Source organism: Gardnerella sp. KA01001, assembly GCF_049244025.1.
GTDB lineage: Bacteria > Actinomycetota > Actinomycetes > Actinomycetales > Bifidobacteriaceae > Bifidobacterium > Bifidobacterium swidsinskii.
Genome location: NZ_CP058366.1, coordinates 1,566,955 through 1,589,442, shown reverse-complemented (window position 1 = coordinate 1,589,442; position 22,488 = coordinate 1,566,955). Strand labels below are relative to the sequence as shown.

19 protein-coding genes are annotated in these 22,488 nt (G+C 37.9%); 16 read left to right on the top strand and 3 right to left on the bottom strand.

Going from position 1 to position 22,488, the window contains the following annotated elements; translation table 11 throughout:
- Window positions 1–124: 124 nt before the first annotated feature.
- The 16 genes from HXT59_RS06535 (at window position 125) to HXT59_RS06460 (ending at window position 18,125) form a co-directional block, all read left to right on the top strand.
- Window positions 125–1,051 carry an ABC transporter permease gene (locus HXT59_RS06535; RefSeq protein ID WP_004105077.1) on the top strand — a complete coding sequence of 309 codons (927 nt, stop codon included), beginning with the start codon at window positions 125–127 and terminating at the stop codon, window positions 1,049–1,051.
- A 12-nt stretch (window positions 1,052–1,063) separates the two neighbouring features.
- On the top strand, window positions 1,064–2,056 hold the full coding sequence (locus HXT59_RS06530) for an ABC transporter permease (protein ID WP_004110381.1): 993 nt from the start codon (window positions 1,064–1,066) through the stop codon (window positions 2,054–2,056).
- 24 nt (window positions 2,057–2,080) lie between these two features.
- Window positions 2,081–4,105 (top strand): dipeptide ABC transporter ATP-binding protein, encoded by a 2,025-nt coding sequence (locus HXT59_RS06525; RefSeq protein ID WP_102155343.1) that lies wholly within the window; start codon window positions 2,081–2,083, stop codon window positions 4,103–4,105.
- A gap of 154 nt (window positions 4,106–4,259) precedes the next feature.
- On the top strand, window positions 4,260–5,126 hold the full coding sequence (locus tag HXT59_RS06520) for an exodeoxyribonuclease III (RefSeq protein WP_012913973.1): 867 nt from the start codon (window positions 4,260–4,262) through the stop codon (window positions 5,124–5,126).
- A 179-nt stretch (window positions 5,127–5,305) separates the two neighbouring features.
- Entirely contained in the window at window positions 5,306–6,070 is a 765-nt protein-coding gene (locus HXT59_RS06515) for a DUF3710 domain-containing protein (RefSeq protein ID WP_102703420.1), read from the top strand.
- Between the two features lie 24 nt (window positions 6,071–6,094).
- Window positions 6,095–6,916: a DUF3159 domain-containing protein gene (locus HXT59_RS06510; protein WP_421784317.1), complete on the top strand. Its 822-nt coding sequence runs from the start codon at window positions 6,095–6,097 to the stop codon at window positions 6,914–6,916.
- 37 nt (window positions 6,917–6,953) lie between these two features.
- Window positions 6,954–8,372, top strand: a complete 1,419-nt coding sequence (locus tag HXT59_RS06505; protein ID WP_421784316.1) for a class I SAM-dependent RNA methyltransferase — start codon at window positions 6,954–6,956, stop codon at window positions 8,370–8,372.
- Between the two features lie 399 nt (window positions 8,373–8,771).
- The gene (locus tag HXT59_RS06500) at window positions 8,772–9,242 is read left to right on the top strand and encodes a GNAT family N-acetyltransferase (protein WP_004111719.1); all 471 of its coding nucleotides are present in this window, start codon (window positions 8,772–8,774) and stop codon (window positions 9,240–9,242) included.
- Between the two features lie 195 nt (window positions 9,243–9,437).
- A complete protein-coding gene (locus HXT59_RS06495) occupies window positions 9,438–10,055 on the top strand; it encodes an SAP domain-containing protein (protein WP_421784315.1) in 618 nt (205 codons plus the stop codon).
- A 494-nt stretch (window positions 10,056–10,549) separates the two neighbouring features.
- Window positions 10,550–11,143 carry a DUF4097 family beta strand repeat-containing protein gene (locus HXT59_RS06490; RefSeq protein ID WP_421784314.1) on the top strand — a complete coding sequence of 198 codons (594 nt, stop codon included), beginning with the start codon at window positions 10,550–10,552 and terminating at the stop codon, window positions 11,141–11,143.
- A 91-nt stretch (window positions 11,144–11,234) separates the two neighbouring features.
- Window positions 11,235–11,519 (top strand): hypothetical protein, encoded by a 285-nt coding sequence (locus HXT59_RS06485; protein ID WP_421784313.1) that lies wholly within the window; start codon window positions 11,235–11,237, stop codon window positions 11,517–11,519.
- A gap of 105 nt (window positions 11,520–11,624) precedes the next feature.
- Window positions 11,625–11,918 (top strand): hypothetical protein, encoded by a 294-nt coding sequence (locus HXT59_RS06480; protein WP_219620829.1) that lies wholly within the window; start codon window positions 11,625–11,627, stop codon window positions 11,916–11,918.
- A 155-nt stretch (window positions 11,919–12,073) separates the two neighbouring features.
- A complete protein-coding gene (locus HXT59_RS06475) occupies window positions 12,074–12,592 on the top strand; it encodes a ClbS/DfsB family four-helix bundle protein (RefSeq protein WP_010248268.1) in 519 nt (172 codons plus the stop codon).
- 417 nt (window positions 12,593–13,009) lie between these two features.
- Window positions 13,010–13,768, top strand: a complete 759-nt coding sequence (locus HXT59_RS06470) for a hypothetical protein (protein WP_064340703.1) — start codon at window positions 13,010–13,012, stop codon at window positions 13,766–13,768.
- A 10-nt stretch (window positions 13,769–13,778) separates the two neighbouring features.
- Complete coding sequence (locus HXT59_RS06465) at window positions 13,779–15,527, top strand: InlB B-repeat-containing protein (RefSeq protein ID WP_421784312.1); 1,749 nt, start codon at window positions 13,779–13,781, stop codon at window positions 15,525–15,527.
- A gap of 624 nt (window positions 15,528–16,151) precedes the next feature.
- The gene (locus tag HXT59_RS06460) at window positions 16,152–18,125 is read left to right on the top strand and encodes a Dam family site-specific DNA-(adenine-N6)-methyltransferase (RefSeq protein ID WP_421784342.1); all 1,974 of its coding nucleotides are present in this window, start codon (window positions 16,152–16,154) and stop codon (window positions 18,123–18,125) included.
- A gap of 103 nt (window positions 18,126–18,228) precedes the next feature.
- Here HXT59_RS06460 and HXT59_RS06455 read toward each other — a convergent pair whose 3' ends face one another.
- Genes HXT59_RS06455 through HXT59_RS06445 form a run of 3 tightly spaced genes read right to left on the bottom strand, consistent with a single transcriptional unit; the run spans window position 18,229 to window position 22,484 of the window.
- On the bottom strand, window positions 18,229–19,965 hold the full coding sequence (locus HXT59_RS06455) for a restriction endonuclease FokI C-terminal domain-containing protein (protein ID WP_101892204.1): 1,737 nt from the start codon (window positions 19,963–19,965) through the stop codon (window positions 18,229–18,231).
- An 11-nt stretch (window positions 19,966–19,976) separates the two neighbouring features.
- Window positions 19,977–20,180: a helix-turn-helix domain-containing protein gene (locus HXT59_RS06450; RefSeq protein ID WP_064340555.1), complete on the bottom strand. Its 204-nt coding sequence runs from the start codon at window positions 20,178–20,180 to the stop codon at window positions 19,977–19,979.
- Between the two features lie 18 nt (window positions 20,181–20,198).
- The gene (locus HXT59_RS06445; protein WP_421784311.1) at window positions 20,199–22,484 is read right to left on the bottom strand and encodes an AAA family ATPase; all 2,286 of its coding nucleotides are present in this window, start codon (window positions 22,482–22,484) and stop codon (window positions 20,199–20,201) included.
- Window positions 22,485–22,488: the final 4 nt, after the last annotated feature.

The following is a 22,488-nucleotide window of genomic DNA, read 5'->3' as shown; positions in this document are numbered from 1 at the left end:
TTAATAATTTAATATCGCTTATTGCGAAATTGCTGCTCCAGCTAAACTAGTTAAATAAAACTATTGAGCTGGAGCGGCACTTTGTTGTTTTTTGAGTAAGTTTTAACAATTCAAGGAGAATTCGATGGGTAAGTACATTCTGCGTCGTATTTTGCAGATGATTCCTGTTGTTCTCGGCACAACATTATTAGTTTATGCTTTAGTATTTGCTTTGCCTGGAGACCCAGTAAAAGCAATGTTTGGAGAAAAACCTGTTAATCCTGCAGTGGCTGCACAAATACGAGCCGAGTATAACTTAGATAAACCATTTATTATTCAATATTTACTTTTCTTAAAGAATGCTCTTACCCTCGATTTTGGTCATACTTTTGCAGGTCAACCAGTTATCGATGAAATTGGTCGTGCATTCCCAGTTACTGTTCAACTAGCAATTATGGCATTCGCTTTCGAAGCAATATTTGGTGTCATATTTGGCATAATTTCAGGTTTGAAGAAAGGCAAGTGGTATGACAGTGTGATCCTGGTTGTATCACTTCTTCTTATTTCTGTTCCAACATTTGTGACAGGTTTCGTAGGACAATACTTATTTGGTGTTAAATGGCGTATATTACCAGTTACAGCTAGTAACGATCCTGGATTCTTCGATTTGCTTCTTCCTGCAATGGTTCTTGGTTCTGTGTCTATGGCGTATATCATTCGACTTACAAGATCTGAAATCTCTTCAAATATTTCGCTTGATTATGTGCGTACAGCTCGTGCAAAGGGCTTAAAAGAAGGCTCTGTTATTGTTCGCCACGTTTTGCGCAACTCGCTTATACCTGTCGTCACCTTCTTAGGCCAGGATTTGGGTGCTCTTATGGGCGGTGCAATGATTTCGGAAACAATCTTCAACATTCATGGCGTTGGATTCCTCACATATCAAGGGATTCTAAAAGGAGAAGGAAACCTTGTTGTTTCCATTGTCACGCTTTTGACATTGATATTTGTATTTAGCAATTTTCTTGTTGATATGTTGTACGCGGCTCTTGATCCGCGCATTCGTTACGCGTGAGGGGAGTACACTATGGAAGATAATTTGATGAAAAATGATTTGATTGCAAATAATGCTTCAAATTGCAATATATTACCGGGGCAAGAACGCTACGTTGCACCATTAGACGATACGCCTATTCAAGAAGTGGATTCCGTAGACGAATCCGCTGCTGCAACGAGTATGTGGGCAGATACTTGGAGAACTTTGCGCAGGAATCCATTGTTTATTGTTTCTGCAATTTTGATTATTGCAATTATTTTTGTTGCATTCTTCCCAAGCATTCTTACAAAGCACAATCCTAATTATTGCGTTTTGGAACACTCTCTTGAGCCAGCTTCAGCCGCGCATCCATTTGGTTTTGATATGCAAGGTTGCGATATTTATGCTCGAGTTGTTTATGGTACTCGTACATCGCTAAGTGTTGGTTTGCTTGCAACTATTTTGGTTGTACTTGTTGGTTCTTTAATTGGTGCGTTAGCAGGATTCTTCGGAGGCTGGGTTGATACTATTCTCAGCCGAATAACTGATATCTTCTTGGCTTTACCAATGCTTCTTGGTGCAATCGTAGTTTTACAAATGTTCCGTACATCTAAATCAATTTGGAAAATTGTGCTTGTTATGGTGCTTTTTGGATGGGTTAGCGTTGCTCGTATTGCACGAAGCGCTGTTATGGAATCAAAAAATCTTGAATTCAATACCGCATCTACTGCTTTAGGATCTACTCCAATACGTAATCTTTTCAAACACATTATCCCGAACTCTTTGGCTCCAATCATTGTTGTTGGAACAACTTCGCTTGGAACTTATATTGTGTTGGAAGCAACATTAAGCTTCCTTGGAATTGGTTTACCAAGTACTACTGTCAGCTGGGGTGGAGATATTTCTACCGCTAGAAATGTTCTTACTACGAACCCAGAAGTCTTGTTCTATCCGTCTATTGCACTCGCAATTACTGTGCTCGCCTTTATTATGATGGGTGATGCTGTAAAGGATGCATTAGATCCGAAGAGCCGTAAGGCGTGAATTTAGCGTGGAGGAATAAAACTTATGAATACAACACGTAAAGATATAGACATTCGCGCCATGCAGCTAGAGCAAGGGCCATTGTTGGAAGTAAAAAATCTCCAGGTTGATTTCACAACAGACTCAAAAAAAGCTGTTCATGCTGTTAGAGATGCTAGCTTCTGTGTTTATCCTGGTCAGTGGGTTGCAATTGTAGGTGAATCTGGTTCAGGAAAGTCCACTTCTGCAATGGCTGTTCTTGGTCTTCTTCCTGGAACTGGTCATGTTACAGGTGGATCTATTAAGCTCAAGGGTAAAGAAATTAGCAGTTTGAAGCCAAAAGAGATTGCTGCTTTGCGTGGTACTGCAATGGGTCTAGTTCCGCAGGATCCTATGAGCAACTTGAACCCTGTGTGGCGTATTGGCGAACAAGTTAAAGAAGCATTAATCGCAAATGGTGTTGACGTTGATCACGAGAAGCGTTCTTCATTAGCTGAGGCTCTTGCAGGCGATTCTGTTCAAGTCAAAAGCAATGAGGATGAAACATTCCTTGGCTCTAAAGAATTGCCAGAATTGATTGAAGTTGCTAAGAAAGCTTTGAAAGAAGTTGGGCTTGATGAGCATAACGATGCTGAAAAGTTCAATGAAGCTATTGATTACTACAAGAAAGAGTGGGTTCCAGGCTCTGAAACTCGTTGGCGCGTAGCAGACGATTTAATCAAATATGGTGTAAATGACGACAAAGCTTGGGAAATTGCCAAAAAGTATGTTGTAGGTGCAAGCGTTGAAGATCGTATTGCTGGTTTGCTCGATGAAGCTGGTTTGCCAGATGCTGCAACTCGTGCACGTCAGTTCCCACATGAGTTTTCCGGTGGTATGCGTCAGCGCGCTTTGATTGCTATTGGTTTGGCTTGCCGACCGGACTTGCTTATTGCAGATGAGCCAACTTCCGCTTTGGATGTTACTGTGCAAAAGCGTATTCTTGACCATTTGCATACACTAACTGATTCGCTCGGAACTTCTGTTCTCTTCATTACACACGATTTAGGTTTGGCTGCCTCTCGCGCGCAGCATGTTGTTGTTATGTATAAGGGTCGTGTTGTTGAGTCTGGCCCATCGTTGGAAGTTTTGCAGCATCCTCAGCATCCGTATACAAAGAGACTTGTTGCTGCCGCTCCAAGCTTAGCTTCTCAGCGCATTATTTCTGTTAAAGAACACGGTGGTAACGCTGATAACTTGCTTGAGCATCATGTAGTAGGTGAGCAAACTCTCGAAAAAAGTGAGCATATTATTACTGTGGATCACTTAACTCGTGAGTTTAAGCTTCCTCGCAAGAAAGAGCTTTTTAAGGCTGTTGACGACGTTTCATTCTCTATTAAGCGTGGTACGACGTTAGCTATCGTTGGTGAATCTGGTTCAGGTAAATCTACTGTTGCGAATATGGTTTTGCGACTTCTTAAGCCAACAAGTGGAACTGTTACTTACGAAGGTAAGAATATTTCCGATTTAAAGGGTGCGGATTTGCTTGACTTCCGTCGCCATGTGCAGCCAGTTTTCCAGAATCCGTATGGTTCTTTGGATCCTATGTACTCAATTTATCGTTCAATTGAAGAACCTTTGCGTATTCATAAGATTGGTGATAAAAAGAGTCGTAAAAACCGTGTGGTAGAGCTTCTAGACATGGTTCGTATGCCTGCTTCAGTTATGACTCGATTCCCGAACGAACTTTCTGGAGGACAGCGTCAACGAATTGCGATTGCTCGTGCTATGGCTTTGGACCCAGATGTTATAGTTTGCGATGAAGCTGTATCTGCTTTGGATGTGCTTGTGCAAGATCAGGTTTTGCACTTGCTTAACGATTTGCAGGCGGAGCGTGGTTTGAGCTATTTGTTCATCACACACGATTTGGCTGTCGTTCGTCAGATTGCAGACGAAGTTGTTGTTATGCAGCATGGAAAGCTTGTTGAGCATGCAACTACAGATGAGGTATTCGATCATCCACAGATGGAATACACTCGCGATTTGCTCGATGCAATTCCTGGTGGAAACTTGGAACTTGGCTTGGATTAATTTAATCTAAATATTTAATCTAATCTAATAAAATAAAAATAAAGGTGCAGGGTTTATAAACTTGGTTAATAACTGGGTTTATAAATTTCTGCACCTTAATTTTTGCTTTGTGCAGCGCGCATATTTGTGTAATGCGCATATTAGAGTTAGATTTATGATTACAATTACTACTTCAAACTTAAATGGTATTCGTGCAGCTGAGCGCAAAGGTATGCTTAACTGGTCTGACGCGCATACTCCAGACGTGTGGTGTATGCAAGAAGTGCGCGCTCCGCAGGATGCAATCGACCCAATTATGACAAAAATTGAAATGGGATATCGTACGTCTGAAAATATCGTAAATTCTATAAAAAACGATAATTTTACTTATACAAATGAAGTTTGCCGTGTAAAAGGTCGAGCTGGAGTAGCTCTAGTTACGTCTCTTCCTGTAGTTGAAAAACGCTACGGTTTGCCTGGCTTAAACGAGGATGTTGATTCTGGGCGATGGGTTGAAACTGACGTGCGTACCCCTGAAGGGTATGAAATTACTATTGCTTCTGTGTATGTTCATGCTGGAAATGTGGACGATCCGCAAAAAATGCAGCAAAAATTCCGCTTTTTAGACACAATGCTTATACGCTTGGGGGAGCTTCGAAATATTGCAGCAAGTGGCGGAAATCAAGCGATTTTGTGCGGTGACTTTAATATTGCGCATACTTCACTTGATATTAAAAACGCTAAGGCTAATGAAAAAAGTGCAGGATTCTTGCCAGAGGAACGCGCTTATATTGATCGCTGGATTAACGAATATGAATTTGTGGACGTTATGCGCATGCTTGCAGGAGATATTCAAGGACCATACACTTGGTGGAGTCAGCGCGGTAAAGCTTTCGACAATAACGTTGGCTGGAGATTAGACTACCAGTTCGCAACTCCTGAAATTGCGGAAAGCGCTCGCGGATTTGTGATCGATCGTGCTGAAAGCTATGATGCGCGATGGTCTGATCATGCGCCGTTAAGTATAAAGTATGACGTGTGATGCGTGAGTATTAATTTACATAATGTGAAATAACTAAGTAATCGCACGTGTATATGAATGTACTATATACGCAAATTTTTCAGTGCTTTGCTTGTGCTATTCTGGTAAAGTTAGGCAATTTACAATAATAAGTAATAAATATATTTTTGTAGATTTGTTGTTTTAAGAAATGAGGAATAATGGGTTGGTTATTTGGCCGACATGAAGAAGAAAAATCTTCAAAAGTTGAAGACAAAATCGTAGAGGTAAAAACTGGTCCATGGGATTTCAATGATGAAGATGCTCCTGATTTTAGCGATTATCTAGATTTTGGTTCAATCTATATCCCATATTTTCAAGGCATTGAGTTGCGAGTAAAAAAGCAGCATGAAACATCGCAAGTTCTTGGTATGACAGTAACTTATGGTTCTTCAAGCGTAGAAGTTGAAGCTTTTGCTGCGCCTAAAACATCTGGTATTTGGCTAGAAGTGTGCAAAGATTTGCTTGATGGTAATAGTCAAGCGTGTACAGTACAAGGCGAATTTGGTACTGAGCTACTGTTACCTGTAAAAGTTGGAGAAAAAACCATTACAACGCGTATTGTTGGCGTTGATGGTCCTAGGTGGATGCTTCGCGGAGTATTCTCTGGACCTGCAGCAACAGAGCTTGCAGATAATAATAACGAAACAAAACAATTAGACGAATGGTTTAAGGGGATTGTTGTAAATCGTGGTGAAGAGCCGCTTGCGCCTCGCGATTTTATTCCTATGCATGATCCAGTAACTAGAGAAGAAAAAGAAGCTGCTTTAAATGCAGAAAATAGCGGTAAAGATGGGGAAAATAATACGTCTGATGAAGATGCTAATAATGCACTAAAAAAAGACGATAAACCATTAGGTTACGACCAACAAGTAGAAGTAAAAACTACGCTTACACGCGGTCCAATGTTTGCTGAAATTAGATAATGCAAATAGTAGAAAGTTAATTGAATGGATTCACAAGAATCTTTACAGAAATCCGAAGAAGAGTTTTCTTCGCAAGAGTTTTCAAATGCAGTAAAACTCAACGATTCTGCGCAAACCAACGATTCTGCGCAAACCAAAAAACGCTCAGGACTAGCGACATTGGCTTCAATTGGAGCCGAAGGATCTACATTTTCTGTAATTGATTCAATGGGTGGCGTTCGAGGCGTAATCGAATCCATGCTTCCAGGCTTGCTGTTTGTTATTTGCTTCGTTGTAACACGAAATGTGCAAACAACGGTTATTGTTGCAGCTGTGATTGCTGTTTTGCAAGTTGTGATTCGTCTTATTCAAAGGCAATCGCTTATGGGAGCAATTAGTGGGCTTGTTTCCATTGGAATCTGCCTTGTTTGGGTGTGGACGAGTCACCAAGCGCGCGACTACTATATGATGGGCTTTATTACGAACGCTGTTTATGGTGTGCTTCTTGCTATTTCGCTGATTGTGCGCGTGCCTGCTTTAGGGCTTGTGATTGAGTCAATTCGCAAAATGCCTACGGAAAACTTTGGCTCGTGGCTTCACGAATGGCTCGATTATAAGCCGCTTAAGCGAGCGTATATGTATGTGACAGGATTGTGGATTGCTGTTTTTGTGCTGAGGCTCGTTTTGCAAGTGCCATTATATTTGACGAATCACGTTGTGTGGCTTGGCACAGTGCGTTTGATTATGGGATTGCCGTTTTGGGCGCTCGCAATTTGGGTTTCTTATTTGATTATTGCAACGCCGTTTATGCGTCTTCATCATAAAAATCATGAAGAGAAGCAGAGCGAAGAAAATCAGCTTAACTAAAATCAGCCTAACAAAACGCAAAACTAGGGGGTAGTTTATGCAAGTGACGATGCGAATCGAGCGATATGCGGATCAAGGAAGATGTGTAGGTCATCTTGACGGACGCGTTGTATTCGTGCGATTTGCGCTGCCTGGTGAGCTGGTTATTGTGCGTATGGATGAGCCGATGCGTGCAAAAGCGCACTTTTTCACTGGTGAAGTTGTGGAAGTTTTGGAGCCTAGCGCGGATCGTGTGGAGCCGCAATGGAAGCTCGCTGGTCCTTTGGCTCAAGGCGGCGGAGTTGGAGGCGCAGATTTAATTCACGTTTCTTTGCCTGGACAGATTCGTTGGAAGGCGTCCGTGATTGCCAATCAATTCCAGCGTTTAGCACATATGGATGTTGCGGATAACGATGTTAGCGTTGAGCGAATGCCAGGTGATGAGGAGCTTAACGGATTTAATTGGCGTACGCGCATGGAGTTGGTTGCGGATGATGAAGGGCGATTGTCTATGCGAAAGCGTGAGTCGCATGATCGCATTGCGATTGATACTATGCCGCTTGCGTCGCGCGCGGTTTTGGCTGTTGCGGATTCTTTGGATTTGTGGAATCGAGAATTTGAGCCAAATTCGCAAATTCGTCTTGCTGTTCCAGAGCCTCGGGTTGAGGGTTTGGATTTTAATGACAAGGCTGCGCTTCTTGATGCGATTGGCGAAAATTATGCGCTTATAGTAAATGATGAGTTGGTTGCAGGCTCGGCTTTGCTGCGAGAGCGCGTGCGAGTTGCGGTTGATGGTGATTCGTCGCGTATGCGTACTTTTGATTACGATGTTGACGCGCGCGGTTTTTGGCAGATTCATCGCGCAGCTCCAGAGCATTTGGTGAACTACGTTTTGGGATTAGTTCGTTCTGCGCTTGGTGGGCGTAGTAAGAATACGGTTTTGTGGGATTTGTATTCTGGATCTGGTTTGTTTACGATTCCGCTTGCAACTTTGGCTAATGTTGGCGGAGATTCTTATGGTGCTTATGATGCTGTAGGCGCTTTTGGTGCTGCTGAACCAGCTCGCGTGCTTAGCATTGAGGGTGCGCCGATTGCTGTAAAGAATGCAAGGCGAAACATTGGGCGTGCTGGTCTTAGCAGGGATGTTGTTGAAGCGCTTGAAGGCGATGTTGCGCAAACGCTTGAATCGCAGGTGTTTAAGGCGAGTAAGTCGTCTAAGATTGTTCGCCGATTTGCGCATCCTGATGTTGTTGTGTTAGATCCTCCGCGCGCTGGTGCTAAAGCTCAAGTTTGTAAGCAGATTGCGAAGTCTGGAGCAAGAAGCGTTGTGTATGTTGCTTGCGATCCGACTAGTCTTGCTCGCGATGTTGGAACGTTTAGTGAGCTTGGCTACAGCGTTCAGTCTTTGCGTGTGTTCGATATATATCCCAACACTCACCACGTCGAGAGTGTTGTATTGATGTCAAAGGCTGATTAGGTGGGTGCAAGTTTGCCCTTGTGTAGCAGGGGTTAGCGAGGGCTATCGTTAAAAGGTTTAATGCGAAGCGGCTTTAAGCTGGGTTCTCGCGGTTTTTGAGCGTGATTTTGCTGTATGAGGGAACATGTCGACGCTTTAGGGTCGAGTGCACAGGATGTTAACGTTAAAAAGTGCACCCACTTTGCACCCAGCTGGTGAAGTGGGGAATGTCAATCAACGTTGAAGCTCTAACCCTGCTATCGCGCGATTAGCAAAGCTAATCGATGCGAAGCAGAGGTAGGTCTCATGTCAAGAATCTCCAAGAGAAGCGACCGAATAGGAAGCTTCGATTGGAAAGATTCGACGGCGGAGGCTCTAGTATTGATGACAAGAATAAATTAGAGTTTGTGGAGGACTGGATTGAATATAAAAGTAAAAGAAATTGAGAATAAACTAGAAAAGGAATCTGTATCGAGAGAAGTATTGTATGATCTTCAAGAATGGTTTGGAATGCCAGAAAGTACAGAAGAATATATTCAAGATTCACAGGAAAAGCCTTTTCTTGCTTGTTATATTAATGATAAACTTGTTGGGTTTATTGTGTTAAACGCAACCAGCAAGGATTGTGCAGAGATTTTTGTGATGGGTATAAAAAAGAAATTCCATAGAATGGGAGTTGGCTCGGTACTTAACAAAGCATACGAAGCTATGGCAAGGAAGATGGGTTACACATACTCACAGGTAAAAACTGTTCAGATGGGACACTACAAAGAATATGATATTACAAATCATTTTTATATCGCGATGGGATATAAAGAATTGGAATGTTTTCCAACTTTATGGGATGAGTGGAATCCGTGTCAAATATATATTAAATATCTAGGAGTGTGAGAACTCTAAGTTTATTTGCTTGAAACCTTTTAACGATAGGCAGAGATAATTGTTAAAAGGTTCATGGATATGTTTCTGCATACGAACATGTCGATAAGACATACCTAGTGTTTACTCGTTTAATGTGAAAGCTGCGGCGGAGGCTCTAGTATTGATGACAAACGAATAGAAAAAAAGAGAATTGAGGGAAAGTGTATGTTAGAAAGTAGACCTGAATTTAAAGATATAAAATCATTTGAAGAATTCAACAAATATTATTGGTATCGAGAGGAGTTATCAAAAGTTTGTAAGTCTCTTGGATTAGAATATGGAGGAACAAAAAAGGAACTGAATTATATTATAGAAGAATATTTTAAGGGAAATAAAATAAAAAAATCTTCAAGGAATAAAAATAAAAAGATAACTGATAATATAACATTAAATACTCCATTACTAGAATGTGGATTTTCATTCAATCAAAAATTTAGAGACTATTTTTCAGAGCAAACTGGAATTAAGCCATTTAAATTTAATGCGAATATGGCAGAAGCTTGGCGAAAAGTAAAAAGAAAGAACGACAAAAATTTTACAATTAAAAATATGCTTGATGTATATAATGGAGACTCTGATTACGCAAAATATGATAATACTACTAACCAATGGAACCAGTTTGTAAAAGATTTTAACTTAGATGAACGTAGTGATAAATTTTCTAATAAGATGAAAGTTGCTGCAATTCTTTGGAACGAAGTGAGAGAATCTAACCAAAGTAAAGTATATTCAAAAGAGCTTTTAAGCAAATATGCAGATAAAATAAAAGGATATTGTAAATGAGTAAATTCTACATTATATAATGTGCATTATATATCAAAAATATAAAACTAGATATGTTTCCAAATACGTACTAGTATAAAAAACCTATGATATGTTTACCAATACGAGGAAAACATTAAAAAAAGTCAATGATATGTTCGCGAAAACGAAAAAATGAACTTTTTATCCATAGTGTTGACTCCAGGCACGTGGAGAGCGTTGTATTGATGTCAAGGGCTGATTAGGTGGGTACATTTTTGCCCTTGTATAGCAGGGATTAGCGAGGGTTATCGTTAAAAGGTTTAGCGTGCGGCGGCTTTAGGCTGGGTTCTCGCGGTCTTGGAGAGTGATTTTGCTGTATGAGGGAAGATATCAACGCTCTGGGGTCGAGTGCACAGGATGTTAACGTTAAAAGGTGCACCCACTTTGCACCCACCCTGTGAAGTGGTAAAATATAGCTCGAAAGGTAAAATGAAACCTGATTATTAGTATGTGCACGAGGAGGTGCTTAAGGAATGGATAATAAGAAGTTTATCGCAGAGACGAAAGATGTTCGTTTAACGGTGAAACGTGCTGATACCTTTGGTGTGAGCTTTGTTAACTGTGAACAAGATATATTGAGGGTTGAGGAAGCGCAAAATATTATAAGGCTTATTCAAACTAAAAAAGTCTCAGCTTTGAATTGGGTGAGGTGGCTTACTCAGGGTATGCCTGAAATTGTTGTGAGTTTGCCACATGATGTGGAAGTTTGTGAGGTTGAATCTGATTCTAATCGAGTGCTCATCGCAGATATTGAGATTGGTAAGCTTTATGTAGAAGTGAACAATGGTAGTGTGAAAGTTGTTAATTTGAAAGCTGATGATGTTTTTCTTAAATGTTGTAATGGGTCGGCTTCAGCAACAAACGTAGAAGTAACTCATGTTTGTACACTTGATACGTTAAATGGCATGAGTATTTTAGAAGGAACAATCACCAAGGATGCAAGCATTGAAGTAGATTGTGAGAATGGTGTCACCGAGGTTTCAGATAAGAAGAAGGTAAACTGTAAAAACGATGGATTTGCGCATTACATGGTGCACTGTCTTAATGGGAAAGCTATTGCGAAGTAGCAGACATATAGATCAAAAAAGAAGCAATAAAACTTGATATAAGTTGGAATTAGAGCGTATATAGATATACCAAAATAAAGGAGGACTATATATGCTCTATGTAAAATTTGATGATTTCGAAGATGTTAGCGTCATGGGAAATGAGAAAGACCATGGAATGTTTATTCCGATTAAGGATGGGAATGTGTATGCTGAGTGCGAACGGTGCGGTGTAGTTGAAAGGATTACCTCACCATGCAAATTCATTGCTAGCACATTTAGGTCAAGAGTGAACTTCAATGAAGGTTATGAACTTTGTGAGAAGTGCTTGCAAGAGGTTGAGTTTGTTACTGTCGCTTTGAGAACTGGAAAATTACCTAATCGAGAATTGAAATAACTGAAAAAGCAAAGCAGTGATAACCGTAGTAATACAGGAAAAACTAAAGGGTTAGACCAATTTCTGAAAATAGCCTAACAATCTCACATCGAGACGGTAGCACTTTTGTCCAAACTTGATGTCGATAAGCATATAAATATTGAAATTGAGCTGGATGAGTTTGATTTGACAAGTGCTGAGAGTAAGGCAACATATGCTCAAATCAAAGAATATGTTTGGAATAAATTTGAATTAAAAGTTTCGACATTATATATTGCACAGATAAAAAGGAAATGTGGAATAGAATTACGAGAACATTACAACAAGTCTAAAAAGGAGAAACAAATTATTCCACAGTGTACACCTGAAAAAGAAGAAGCCATTATGAATGCCTTGAGACACTTCAAAATGATTGAATAGAAAAGAATGACAGCATACGACTTTCTGCATTTATTACATTCCTACTTGGTATAGGAACAACTATTATTCTTTTCTTGCAAGGTATCAATTAGAAAATAGGGTCAATATAAAGAATGGTAGGATAATATCTATATATAAACCATGGAGGTAGGCATATGAGGTCTTATGAAAGTAAGGAAGAATTAAAGAATGAGATAAAGAAAACTTTTGAAAAATATATTTCAGAGTTTGACAATATACCAGAAGAACTAAAAGATAAAAGACTAGAAGAAGTTGATAGGACACCAGCAGAAAATCTTGCCTATCAAGTAGGCTGGACGACTTTAGTATTAAAATGGGAAGAAGATGAGAAAAAAGGTATAGATGTTAAAACACCATCAGATAAATTCAAGTGGAATCAACTTGGAGAATTATATCAATGGTTTACAGATACCTATGCCCATAAATCTCTATATGAACTAAAAGAACAACTAACAGAAAATGTAAAAAAAATTTATCTTATGATAGATGAATTAACAGATGAAGAATTATTTAAACCACATATGAGAAAATGGGCAGATGAAGCAACCAAAACTGCTACTTGGGAAGTATATAAATTTATTCATGTAAATACAGTAGCGCCATTTGGAACATTTAGGACTAAGATTAGGAAATGGAAGAAATTAGTTCTATAGATAGAAAAGTATAAATAAGTTTACTTAGGAGGATTTTATGGCAGTTGCAAATATCAAAGTTACATTAAATTGCCCAATAGGAAAGGTCGAGTTTACCTTCCTTGATGGGATCGTAATGAAAATAGACAAGTAAATAACGGATATACAATATATAAAGGCTAGTCAATATAGATTTTTTCTTGTATAATTAGCACAAGAAAAATTAGCATAAAAGGTTGACAAGCCATGAAAAGACTGACAAAATCCTTGACAGACAGACAGACAGACAGACAGACAGTGTAGTTCTGTCTCTTTTCACATAGAATTTTTTAATTGGCAGAAATATATACCTGATGGATAGGTATGTGTTTCTGCCTATTTTTATGCAATTTTTCAAAACAATAAAAAGAACATTATTGGATTAATAAGGAGGAAAATATGAAAACATTAGTAAAAAAGACAATGGGTTTATTGATGGCTACATTAGTAGCATTTGGTGTAATGGCTGGAACTACACAGGCATTTGCGGCTGAAGGACAACTTGTATATAAAGTTGATAGTCAATTAAATGTAAGCGGATCCTTTTTCTTAAAGAAAATTACAGGAACCGTTGATGTGAGTAAGACTGTAACTGCATCTCCAGTCACTCCAATTGAAGGGCAAAAAGACTCTTATGCAGGTACTATAAGCGCAAGCGTGGAAGCTGCTGACCTTTTTGAAGGAGCCTACAAAGTATATGAGAAAGAAATAAAAGGACAAGGTTTTGGACCTTGGAAATTTGAAAATATAATCATGTCCAGAGAAGGCGAAAAGTTCCCTATTGCTCAGTATACGGTAAAATTCCCTTCTAACTTCCACGTTGATAAGACGGGAATTAAAGCTACGGAAAATTCATCTGCTATCAGTGGTATTGAGGCTGAATATGTAGAAAAGGATAATTCAGTTGTTATCACTATTCAATTAGGAAATTGGAATGATTATCAAGAATTCTTTAAGCTTGTAGAAAGTGAACGTAATCAAACTGGGCATGAAATTAACGTAAATATCCCATATACCGTAGAAGGAAAAGAAGAATTACTTGGAACTATAACTGGTTCAGGAATTTGCCAATTATACAAATTTGGCAATCACCCAGTTAGTGATCCAATCGTTAACATTACCTCCCCATTAAAGTCACTTGAAATCAAGAGACCGTAGGAGGCTTTGTATGAAATTACTAAAAAATTTGGCTGTAACGATAGTATCAGCTACATTGATTGCATCAGCAGCATTTGTGTCACCAGTGTTTGCCGCGGATGATAGCGAACCGCTTCCATATTTAATTAAGGATTTGTCGGCTGCTGCACCTGAATATTTGACCGATAGTGCGCTAAAGAATACGTATTGGGTTGATGTGGAAAAGAAAGAGATAACCGATGGTTTTACAGGGAAAACTTATTATGGGGTATTTCCTAAGTATTTAACCTCTCCAAGTAAAACAGCGATTGCTGATTTTCCATTTAACTCTTTAGACGGCATGACTAGTACTCCAAATGCGGGGATAGTGAATAGCTCTAATACGTATTGGTTCTTGCCTGGAATGAACTTTGAAGAAAGATATGGTTATCTCGCAGGGCAAGATACGGCAGAAGGAGATACGAAACCAGGACAACATCCTACAAACCCTATTGAAAAGCGTGTCAACCCATTTGGTTTTGGGGAAAATGATTTATTAACTCAAGCTGAAATTAAAAAGCCAGTTGATAACCTTAAAGTATACGGCGATCTAAAGCTCAAGGATGCAACGGATTCCAAAGCGGTTGGTGAGCTACAGCCTGGGGATAAACTGAATCTTGATTTTTCAGTTAGTATCCCATGGTTTAAGCGTTATCTCAATGGTTGGACGCTAAACTATACAAGACTTGGTGGCATGAATGACGCTGATGTTGCGAAATTCCACAATAGCTACGGTAAGGTTGATGCAGAGTTTGCTTTTACGTTAGATATTCCAGATGGTGTAGAAGTAGCTAAGGATGCATCTGCTACAATTAGCGGAATTAAGGGGTTTTCTCCAAGTGTAACAAAAACAAATGATGGTAAAACACTCATTGTTACATTGAAGAAAGATAATGCTGCAACGACTCAAAAATGGCAAGACATTATTAACGAAGTTAAGAATGTAGATACTAGCAATATCATGATTTCAGTAACTGGTCTATCTGTGAAAAAGACAGTTATTGAAGGTAAGAAATATAGAATTCGTGGAACGGTGTCTGGTTTCTATGATTTTGCTAATTCTTCCACAGAGAATTTTGTGAAAGCAACAACTGCAAGAGAGAATAACTGTGCTAATCGCAATTATTTCTTCTTTGCAGCTGAACAAGACGCGAGTGGGCTTGATAATAATGGTGAAGAAAATAAGCCTAAACAAATCTCTTATTCTTTCCAAGTGAAGAAGCCTGCTCAAAGCACGGTTACATTCAAGGACGGCGATAAGACGCATGCAACGGTGAAAGTGGAAACCGGTAAGGCTATTGATACTGATGCGTTGACTAATGAGTCTATGCCGAAGGATCCAACAAAGGCAGGTTATACTTTCAAGGAGTGGAATACGAAGGAAAATGGTAAGGGTGAGACGTTTACGGGAGCAAGCGTAGTTAATGGCGATATGACTGTATATGCCATTTATACAAAAGATTCTGTGCCGACACCGGATCCAACTCCAAATCCTCCAGCTCCGACACCGAATCCACCAGCACCTACACCGAATCCAACTCCAAATCCGCCTACGCCGGAACTGAAGCCACAGCCTGAGACACCGGCTCCTAAGCCGCAGTCTGAAAAGCGTATTGGCATGATTCCTAAGACAGGCGAATCGGCGTCGTTTGCAGGATTGCTCGCAGCGCTTGGTTTCTCGATTGCCGGACTTGCAATTCTTCGTAAGAAGAAAATGATGGAAGAAGATAAAAATAAGTAGGCACTGCTTGTTTTAAGTAACTAACATTGTTGATTGTCAGATGGCTCTAGCGATATGTTAGAGCCATCTTTTTGTATGCTATTTTTTAAGTGTTATTTGAGATGTAAGCTTTCTTATTCTCAATAAGAAATAATATGATGCTCCAAGCTAAGGTTTCAGAGTTCCAAGGTTAAAGTTTCAGGATTCCTATAAATAGTTTCAGAGTTTAATGATGAGGTTTCAGAGTTCAAGGTCAAGGTTTCATTGTATCCAACACGTAATGAAACTAGATATGACTTTACAGGAAATGATACAAAGTTTAGTGGCTGTTGCTTAAAAGAACACTGTAAATAAGGGTTTATTGTAGGCTGGCTAAGCAGAAGAACGTGAATGAAGGTCTGGCGTGAATTGACGCTAGACTTTTACTTTTTAGGGGTGTCTTTTTTTGCTTTTAGGGGTGTTCTTTTGAGAATTGACATGTGAATAATATCTGTTTGATTTAAATTAAAACAATCCGCGTTGCGTGGTAATTCATCAAATGTTTAAAACTATTTTATTCATTTGACCTGCTAATATACTCGAATTACTTATTGACAAAAGAATTAAAATTAGTTAATCTATACAAGGATGAAAGGGGATGTGAATATGCGTTTTATAGGTTCTAAAGCAGCATTGCTTGGGGAAATAGAGAATATGATTTTAGAAAACATTCCCGATGGTGCGTCTACGTTCTTAGACCTGTTTGCGGGCACAAATGTTGTAGGAAGTTATTTTAAAGATCGATATACAGTCTATTCCAACGATTTATTATATTTTAGCTATGTTAACGCAAAGGCAACCATAGAAAATAACAAAGAACTAATGTTTAATGGTTTAAAAAAAATTGGTATTGACTCTGTGTTGGATTATCTTTCAAGTAGTGCTGAAGAATATGCTCTAACAGATAAAGTAGGCTACTATGAAGCAAATTACACACCTACTGGCAATGCCATGTATTTAACCGCTGATAATGGCAAAAGGATTGATTTCATTCGAGATGAAATTGATAATTGGTATTCATCAAGCTTAATTAATAAGGCAGAATATTATTATTTAATATCGGTACTCATAAACGCCATTCCGTATGTAAGTAATATAACAGGTACGTATGGTGCTTATCTCAAGCACTGGGATAAACGAGCTCTTAATTCATTAAACTTAGAACCTATTGAGGTTCTTAACAACAACAAAGATAATAAGTCTTTTAATGAAGATGCAAATCAACTTATTAAAAAAGTTTCTGCAGATATCACATATATAGACACACCATACAATACTAGACAATATGCTTCTAATTATCATTTGCTAGAAAATGTTGCTCTCAACCAAAAGCCAGAGCTTAAAGGTAAAACTAGATTGTTTAATTGGTCTAAAAATAAAAGTAGGTTTGCAATTAAGACAGAGGCTTTATCTGCACTGAAGGATTTAATAAACAATATAGACACAAACCATATAATACTTAGCTATAATACAGACGGAATAATTAGCGAAGAACAACTAGAAGATGTGTTAAAAAATGCCTCTGTAGATGGTAAAGTTGTCACAAAACGGATTCCATATAGAAAATATGTATCTAAAATAGCATCAAAAAATTCTGATGTAAGTGAGTTACTTTTTTATATTAGGAAGAAAAATATTGAGACTAAAAAAACAATAAATGTAAAGATGGAAAAGAAGGGTTGTAGCATCTGGAAAACCAGCAAAAAAGAGTATATTAAAAGTCCGCTTAATTATATCGGTGGAAAATATAGGATTCTAAATCAAATTATGCCATTATTCCCTAAAGATATTAAAACCTTTGTTGATTTATTTAGCGGAGGTGGAAATGTCGGCATTAACGTAAAAGCGGAAAAGTATTTCTTCAATGACATGAATTATAAGATAAATGAAATGTTTAGATATTTTTCCAAAGAGGATCCCGAGAGCTTGATTTTATCTATAAAAAAACGTATAAGCGAATATAAACTTAGTAAAGAAAATGAGCTGGGGTATCTTTCTTTTAGGAAAGCATATAATGCTGAGCCAAACCCTCTTGATTTATATGTGCTTACTTCATTTAGTTATAATTACCAACTAAGATTTAATAACTCCATGGAATTTAATAACCCATTTGGAAGAAATAGAAGTTCATTTAGTTCTAATATGGAAGAAAATCTAAAAAGATTCATAGGCAGGCTAAAACAAATCGACGCAACATTTACAGATGATTATTTCTCAGATTTTAATATTACTGAGCTTACAAAAAAAGATTTTGTTTATTTAGATCCGCCTTACTTAATTACTACTGGAAATTACAACGATGGTAATAGAGGTTTCTTAAACTGGAGTGATATGCAGGAACAAGAGATGTACAAGCTAATGGATAAATTGAGCAAAAAGGGTGTCAAATTTGCTTTAAGTAATGTTTTGTCGCATAAGGGTAAAGTTAATAATTTACTATTGGACTATATAAAAACACACAATGTATGTGTTAATCATTTAAAGTGTTCTTATAACAATTCTTCCTATAATTCTAGGGGAACTGGTAGCGAAGAAGTGCTAATAACGAACTATGATCCTTTAACCTATAGAATGTTATAAAAAATGAGACTTTTTGACCTATATCCCAACTTTTTCGATCATTTAAGGAAACTAATTAGAAAGGTAAATCCCATACTACTTATTGCAGTATGGGATTTACCTTTTACCAGGCTATTTCCTTATTTTTAAAGTATGAAGGAATTTGGCCTATCCCGAGCAATCCAGCTTTTACTTTATATGCACCAATAAGAAGTTGTTCGACATTAAGAGCACCGCCACACGTATTAGTTCGGTTATAAGTTGCAAGTAATTGATCATCAAATTTACCTACAAACTTACTAGAAACCCAAAGAAAATAAAACGCGGTAGAAGGAATACTTGAGTTAAAATTTTTCCACCATTCAACTGAATTTCTAGTAATACTACGCTGCTGATTGTCTTCGATATAACGAACCATTTCATCTTCCTGAGATATAGATTTGCTGTATCCATTACCATATGCCTTTGTGTCGATGATGATTCCAAAATGGCTGGTTTGTGCAATGGCATCCGGTTTTCTTCCTCCACCTAGATGCATTGCATCCAGCCCATAAACATTCTTAAATAAATCCGCTGTAAGTATCTCAAAATCTCTGTTTCGACTACTGTCATAAGCTATATCTAACAGCTCAATATATTTCATTGAAAGCCCTGTTAGCTTCAAGAACTTAGCCTTTACAGCATCAGCTGCTTTATCCTTAAGTTCAGCTGTAAGATCAAGATTAGGAATGCTAAAATCAAAGAAATCATCTTTTAGATTAACAACATTACCGTTATCTTCTATTCTTATTCCAAAATTATTTAAACCGTGTATATCATTTCTTATTATTTCAATATCATCATTAAAACCTAAAGTTCTTAGCGAATTTATGAGAGAACTAAAAGATTTTGTTGTTTTAAGAAATTGTAGAATATATGCTCTACGAGAACGAACATAATTCTTATTCTTGCCATCTACTGCAAGGAATTCCCACGTCAGGAATTTTTTAACACGATTGTTTTTAGAACTTCCATTAGCCTGATTTAATGCATGAATTCCCCGAGCTGTTATAGAATAATTCTGAAATCCAGCCTTTTCTCCATTATCTGTTTTAACAGTAGTAGCTTGTTTAGTAACATAACCAACTTTTTCTAGCCAATTACAGATCATCCTTGCGTATTTGTCACTTGTACCTTCTATGTCTGATTTGATTTTCTTTTGTTCTTCAATTGATCCAGTGACAAACCAGTCTTTCATTAGAGCTTCATCATATGATGTGAATCCTTTCTCGCCACTAAATCCCAGCTGTTTACCAATATAAAACTTAGTTACGGGTACTTTTGCCTTTTCTAAAATATTTAGCACCTGAGAAGCGGGAGGATAACTCAATAGCGCTTTTCTAAGAATGTCTTGTTCTGTATTGCTTTTCGATGGTGAAGCAGAAAATTTTAGACCTAGATCAGTTATTTTACACAAATCAGTTTCTCTGTCATGTTTTACAAAATTTAAGCTAAGTGCCCACCGCAAATATCCATCTGCAGTCCAGTTATCTGTCCACATTTTTCCTGTTGTTTTTGATGATTGAGGTAGAATGGTAACTTGTATTAAACCATCAGCAATAGCCTCTTTTCGATTTTTGGCGGGATTGCCAGACGCGTTTTTGGATGTTCCTACTAGTTCTGTATAACTAAATTCATCAGAGTGGTTGTTTAGTTTTTGTAAAAGTTGATTTTTAATTCCCTGTAATGGAATATAGTTTGGAACAAGATTATGCGTTAAATTTGCATAGTGCAAGGATTTAGGGTCAAAAATTTGGACTACCAGCTTGAGTTTATCAAAATCTGAAGGGTTTTGAACCCAACCATATGTTCTAATAATCATTTAAAATCTCCTTATTCTTCTACATTTTCCATGATGTCTTCCAGTTTACAGTCCAATGCTTCGCAAATTTTGATGAGAACTTCAGTGGTGACGTTTTCACCTTTGCCAAGTTTGGCAATTGTTGATGAGCTGATTTTTGCAGCATTTTGCAAATCAGCTCTGTTCATGTTTTTATCTATTAGTAGTTTCCATAGTCGGTTATAGATTATCTTCATTTTTTTTGTTCCTCTCATTTAGCTTTTATTCATCATCATTTCGTAGTGCTGACTTTGGTTCATAAGAGTAAAAATCTTCTTAAATGTTTCTTTTGTTTGTGAAACATCCACACAGTCGTCTACGTAGTTGATTCCGTCAGTTATGCCAAACGATGATTTCGTTTGTATGTAGGACAGCATTGCGGATGCCAACTGGTATGCCGAATAGTCGTTATTACCGTTTTCGTCTGTGCAGATAAACTTCTCTTTGTTTTGTTTGAGAATTACATCTCTTAGCGTTGTTCCGTCATAACCACATAGCTGAAGGAAGTAATATTCCAGTATTCTTCTTATGACATTCATAAGAGGAATCGGTGCGTCTAATATTCTATACTCTTCCCATAGTGCCGCATAGGAGTTTTGTACTGGATTGTAGTTCATCATTTCCGATGGAATCTCAGGGTTTTGTTTTTCGCAAAGACGAACCGATGATTTGTTGTCATTCTTGGACACTAAATAGAAGTTAACAAACCGGTAGTCTTTCACTCTGTCGTAGGTTATTTCTTGATGGAAATAAGTGTTATGAGTGAGTATGAATAATTGTTTTATATACCTGTCTTTTACGTACGCGTCAGTAGGATGTACGTTGTTTTCGCAGACACATATCATTTCTCGGATTAAAGCACTGACTATAAATAGAGTACTGCTGTCCATACTGGAAACTGGATCGTCAATGATTACAATCTTGTCAGTGTTTTTCTCGTCTGGAGTGTCACTGCCTTTAATTTGATGGTAGAAGTAGAGGAATGCTATGAAGTTCTTTTCACCTTCACTGAGGTTTGAAGCTATAGAGCCGTCATTTCGAATCACCTCATAGACGTTAGCTGTACTAACTTTTTCTCGTAGATAGAAGCCTTGGAATCCTGAATCTTTTAATAGCTGGTTGATGCTTTCAACGGTATCCCTAGTGTTTACCGTATTTTTAAGTAGGACTGAAATTTGGCTACCTATATTCTTAATTACTGAAGCGTTAGTCTGCAATCGACTGTCAATCTGTCCCAGCTCTTTTGTAATAGCACCAAGACTTGTTTTATAAGCCTTTATTTCATCTTTTAGCATATAGGATATGAGTTCCCATACTTGTTTTCTGCATTCCTGCTGTTTAGCCGGTTTGGTTGAAACGATAGCGTTATGCTCATCGATTGATTGGTTGAACTTTTCAATCATATCTGCCAGTTCATCAAGTAAAGGTTTTGTTGCTTCCAGTTCGTATGCTATGGCATAATCCTGCTGTTTTTTAGCAATAAGCTCCAAATTGCCGGCAATGACACCTTTTAATGCACTTAGCTTATCTTTATATGCAGCTATTTCAGCATCAGAAATATTTGATTCAGGTATCTTTGACATTGGAACAAAGAGAGTGTTTGCCGAGTCTTTATAATCTGCCTGTAGGTTTGTGATTGCTTGTGTTTCTTTCTCGAACTGTTCATCAAAGCAGGCTTTTATATCATCTTCAAAACTAGCAGGTAGTTGTTGTTGGCAAAAAGGGCATTTACCATCAGAAACAGAATGATAGTGAGCCATTCCTTGCTTTACCCAAGCAGTGCTGTTCATAGCTTTGATGAAATTGGCGAAAGGCGTATCTGAGCTACTTATAATCTTTTTCTCAATCAAATCCAAATTAGCAATATTATCTAATACAGCAGTATCCTTGATAACAGAAAATTTTTGAAACGCTACAGCATTCTTAGAATATGCAGTATCGTATAGGTTTTTAAGCTGAGACAAATCATGGTTAACTGCATTATAGTCTTTGAGTACTTCTTCTGCGAAAGTACTCTTTTTTAGTTTACCCATAACTGTTTGTTTAAAATCGTTTCTAATTGTTTGAGTTTTAGACCAACAGTTTTCTTCGAAAGATGCCTGTATTTTTATACGTTCATCTTCCTTATTGTTTTTAGCGGCGGATAGTTGGCAATTTTCTTCTGATAATTTTTCTTTTTGATTGGTCAAATCATTAATTTGGTTTTGAATCTGAATATTTTCTTCATTGAAAGTGAAAACACCAGGTAGATTATCGTAGTTTGCAAGATTAGCTTTGATGTAATCGGCATTATAAACATATAGCTTACAATCTTGTGATGCTGTATTGTTCGACCACGTAATACCACTGCTGTTTTTTAAAGTTTCAGCAATGGTGGATTTACCAGATCCATTATTCCCGTAGAAGAAATTAATAAAAGTAGGGGTAATAGTTACAGGATTGAGTTTGTAAGTAGCACCATCAATATGTAAAGATTGAATACTGGCTGGTATTTTTTTCATAAAG

What these genes read in the sequence shown, in the direction of transcription:
- HXT59_RS06485 (WP_421784313.1), top strand. Translation starts at nt 11,235, where the DNA reads ATGCTCTATGTAAAATTTGATGATTTCGAAGATGTTAGCGTCATGGGA.
- HXT59_RS06455 (WP_101892204.1), bottom strand. Translation starts at nt 19,965, where the DNA reads ATGATTATTAGAACATATGGTTGGGTTCAAAACCCTTCAGATTTTGAT.
- HXT59_RS06515 (WP_102703420.1), top strand. Translation starts at nt 5,306, where the DNA reads ATGGGTTGGTTATTTGGCCGACATGAAGAAGAAAAATCTTCAAAAGTT.
- HXT59_RS06530 (WP_004110381.1), top strand. Translation starts at nt 1,064, where the DNA reads ATGGAAGATAATTTGATGAAAAATGATTTGATTGCAAATAATGCTTCA.
- HXT59_RS06465 (WP_421784312.1), top strand. Translation starts at nt 13,779, where the DNA reads ATGAAATTACTAAAAAATTTGGCTGTAACGATAGTATCAGCTACATTG.
- HXT59_RS06525 (WP_102155343.1), top strand. Translation starts at nt 2,081, where the DNA reads ATGAATACAACACGTAAAGATATAGACATTCGCGCCATGCAGCTAGAG.
- HXT59_RS06505 (WP_421784316.1), top strand. Translation starts at nt 6,954, where the DNA reads ATGCAAGTGACGATGCGAATCGAGCGATATGCGGATCAAGGAAGATGT.
- HXT59_RS06495 (WP_421784315.1), top strand. Translation starts at nt 9,438, where the DNA reads ATGTTAGAAAGTAGACCTGAATTTAAAGATATAAAATCATTTGAAGAA.
- HXT59_RS06520 (WP_012913973.1), top strand. Translation starts at nt 4,260, where the DNA reads ATGATTACAATTACTACTTCAAACTTAAATGGTATTCGTGCAGCTGAG.
- HXT59_RS06475 (WP_010248268.1), top strand. Translation starts at nt 12,074, where the DNA reads ATGAGGTCTTATGAAAGTAAGGAAGAATTAAAGAATGAGATAAAGAAA.
- HXT59_RS06510 (WP_421784317.1), top strand. Translation starts at nt 6,095, where the DNA reads ATGGATTCACAAGAATCTTTACAGAAATCCGAAGAAGAGTTTTCTTCG.
- HXT59_RS06450 (WP_064340555.1), bottom strand. Translation starts at nt 20,180, where the DNA reads ATGAAGATAATCTATAACCGACTATGGAAACTACTAATAGATAAAAAC.
- HXT59_RS06470 (WP_064340703.1), top strand. Translation starts at nt 13,010, where the DNA reads ATGAAAACATTAGTAAAAAAGACAATGGGTTTATTGATGGCTACATTA.
- HXT59_RS06490 (WP_421784314.1), top strand. Translation starts at nt 10,550, where the DNA reads ATGGATAATAAGAAGTTTATCGCAGAGACGAAAGATGTTCGTTTAACG.
- HXT59_RS06445 (WP_421784311.1), bottom strand. Translation starts at nt 22,484, where the DNA reads ATGAAAAAAATACCAGCCAGTATTCAATCTTTACATATTGATGGTGCT.
- HXT59_RS06535 (WP_004105077.1), top strand. Translation starts at nt 125, where the DNA reads ATGGGTAAGTACATTCTGCGTCGTATTTTGCAGATGATTCCTGTTGTT.
- HXT59_RS06460 (WP_421784342.1), top strand. Translation starts at nt 16,152, where the DNA reads ATGCGTTTTATAGGTTCTAAAGCAGCATTGCTTGGGGAAATAGAGAAT.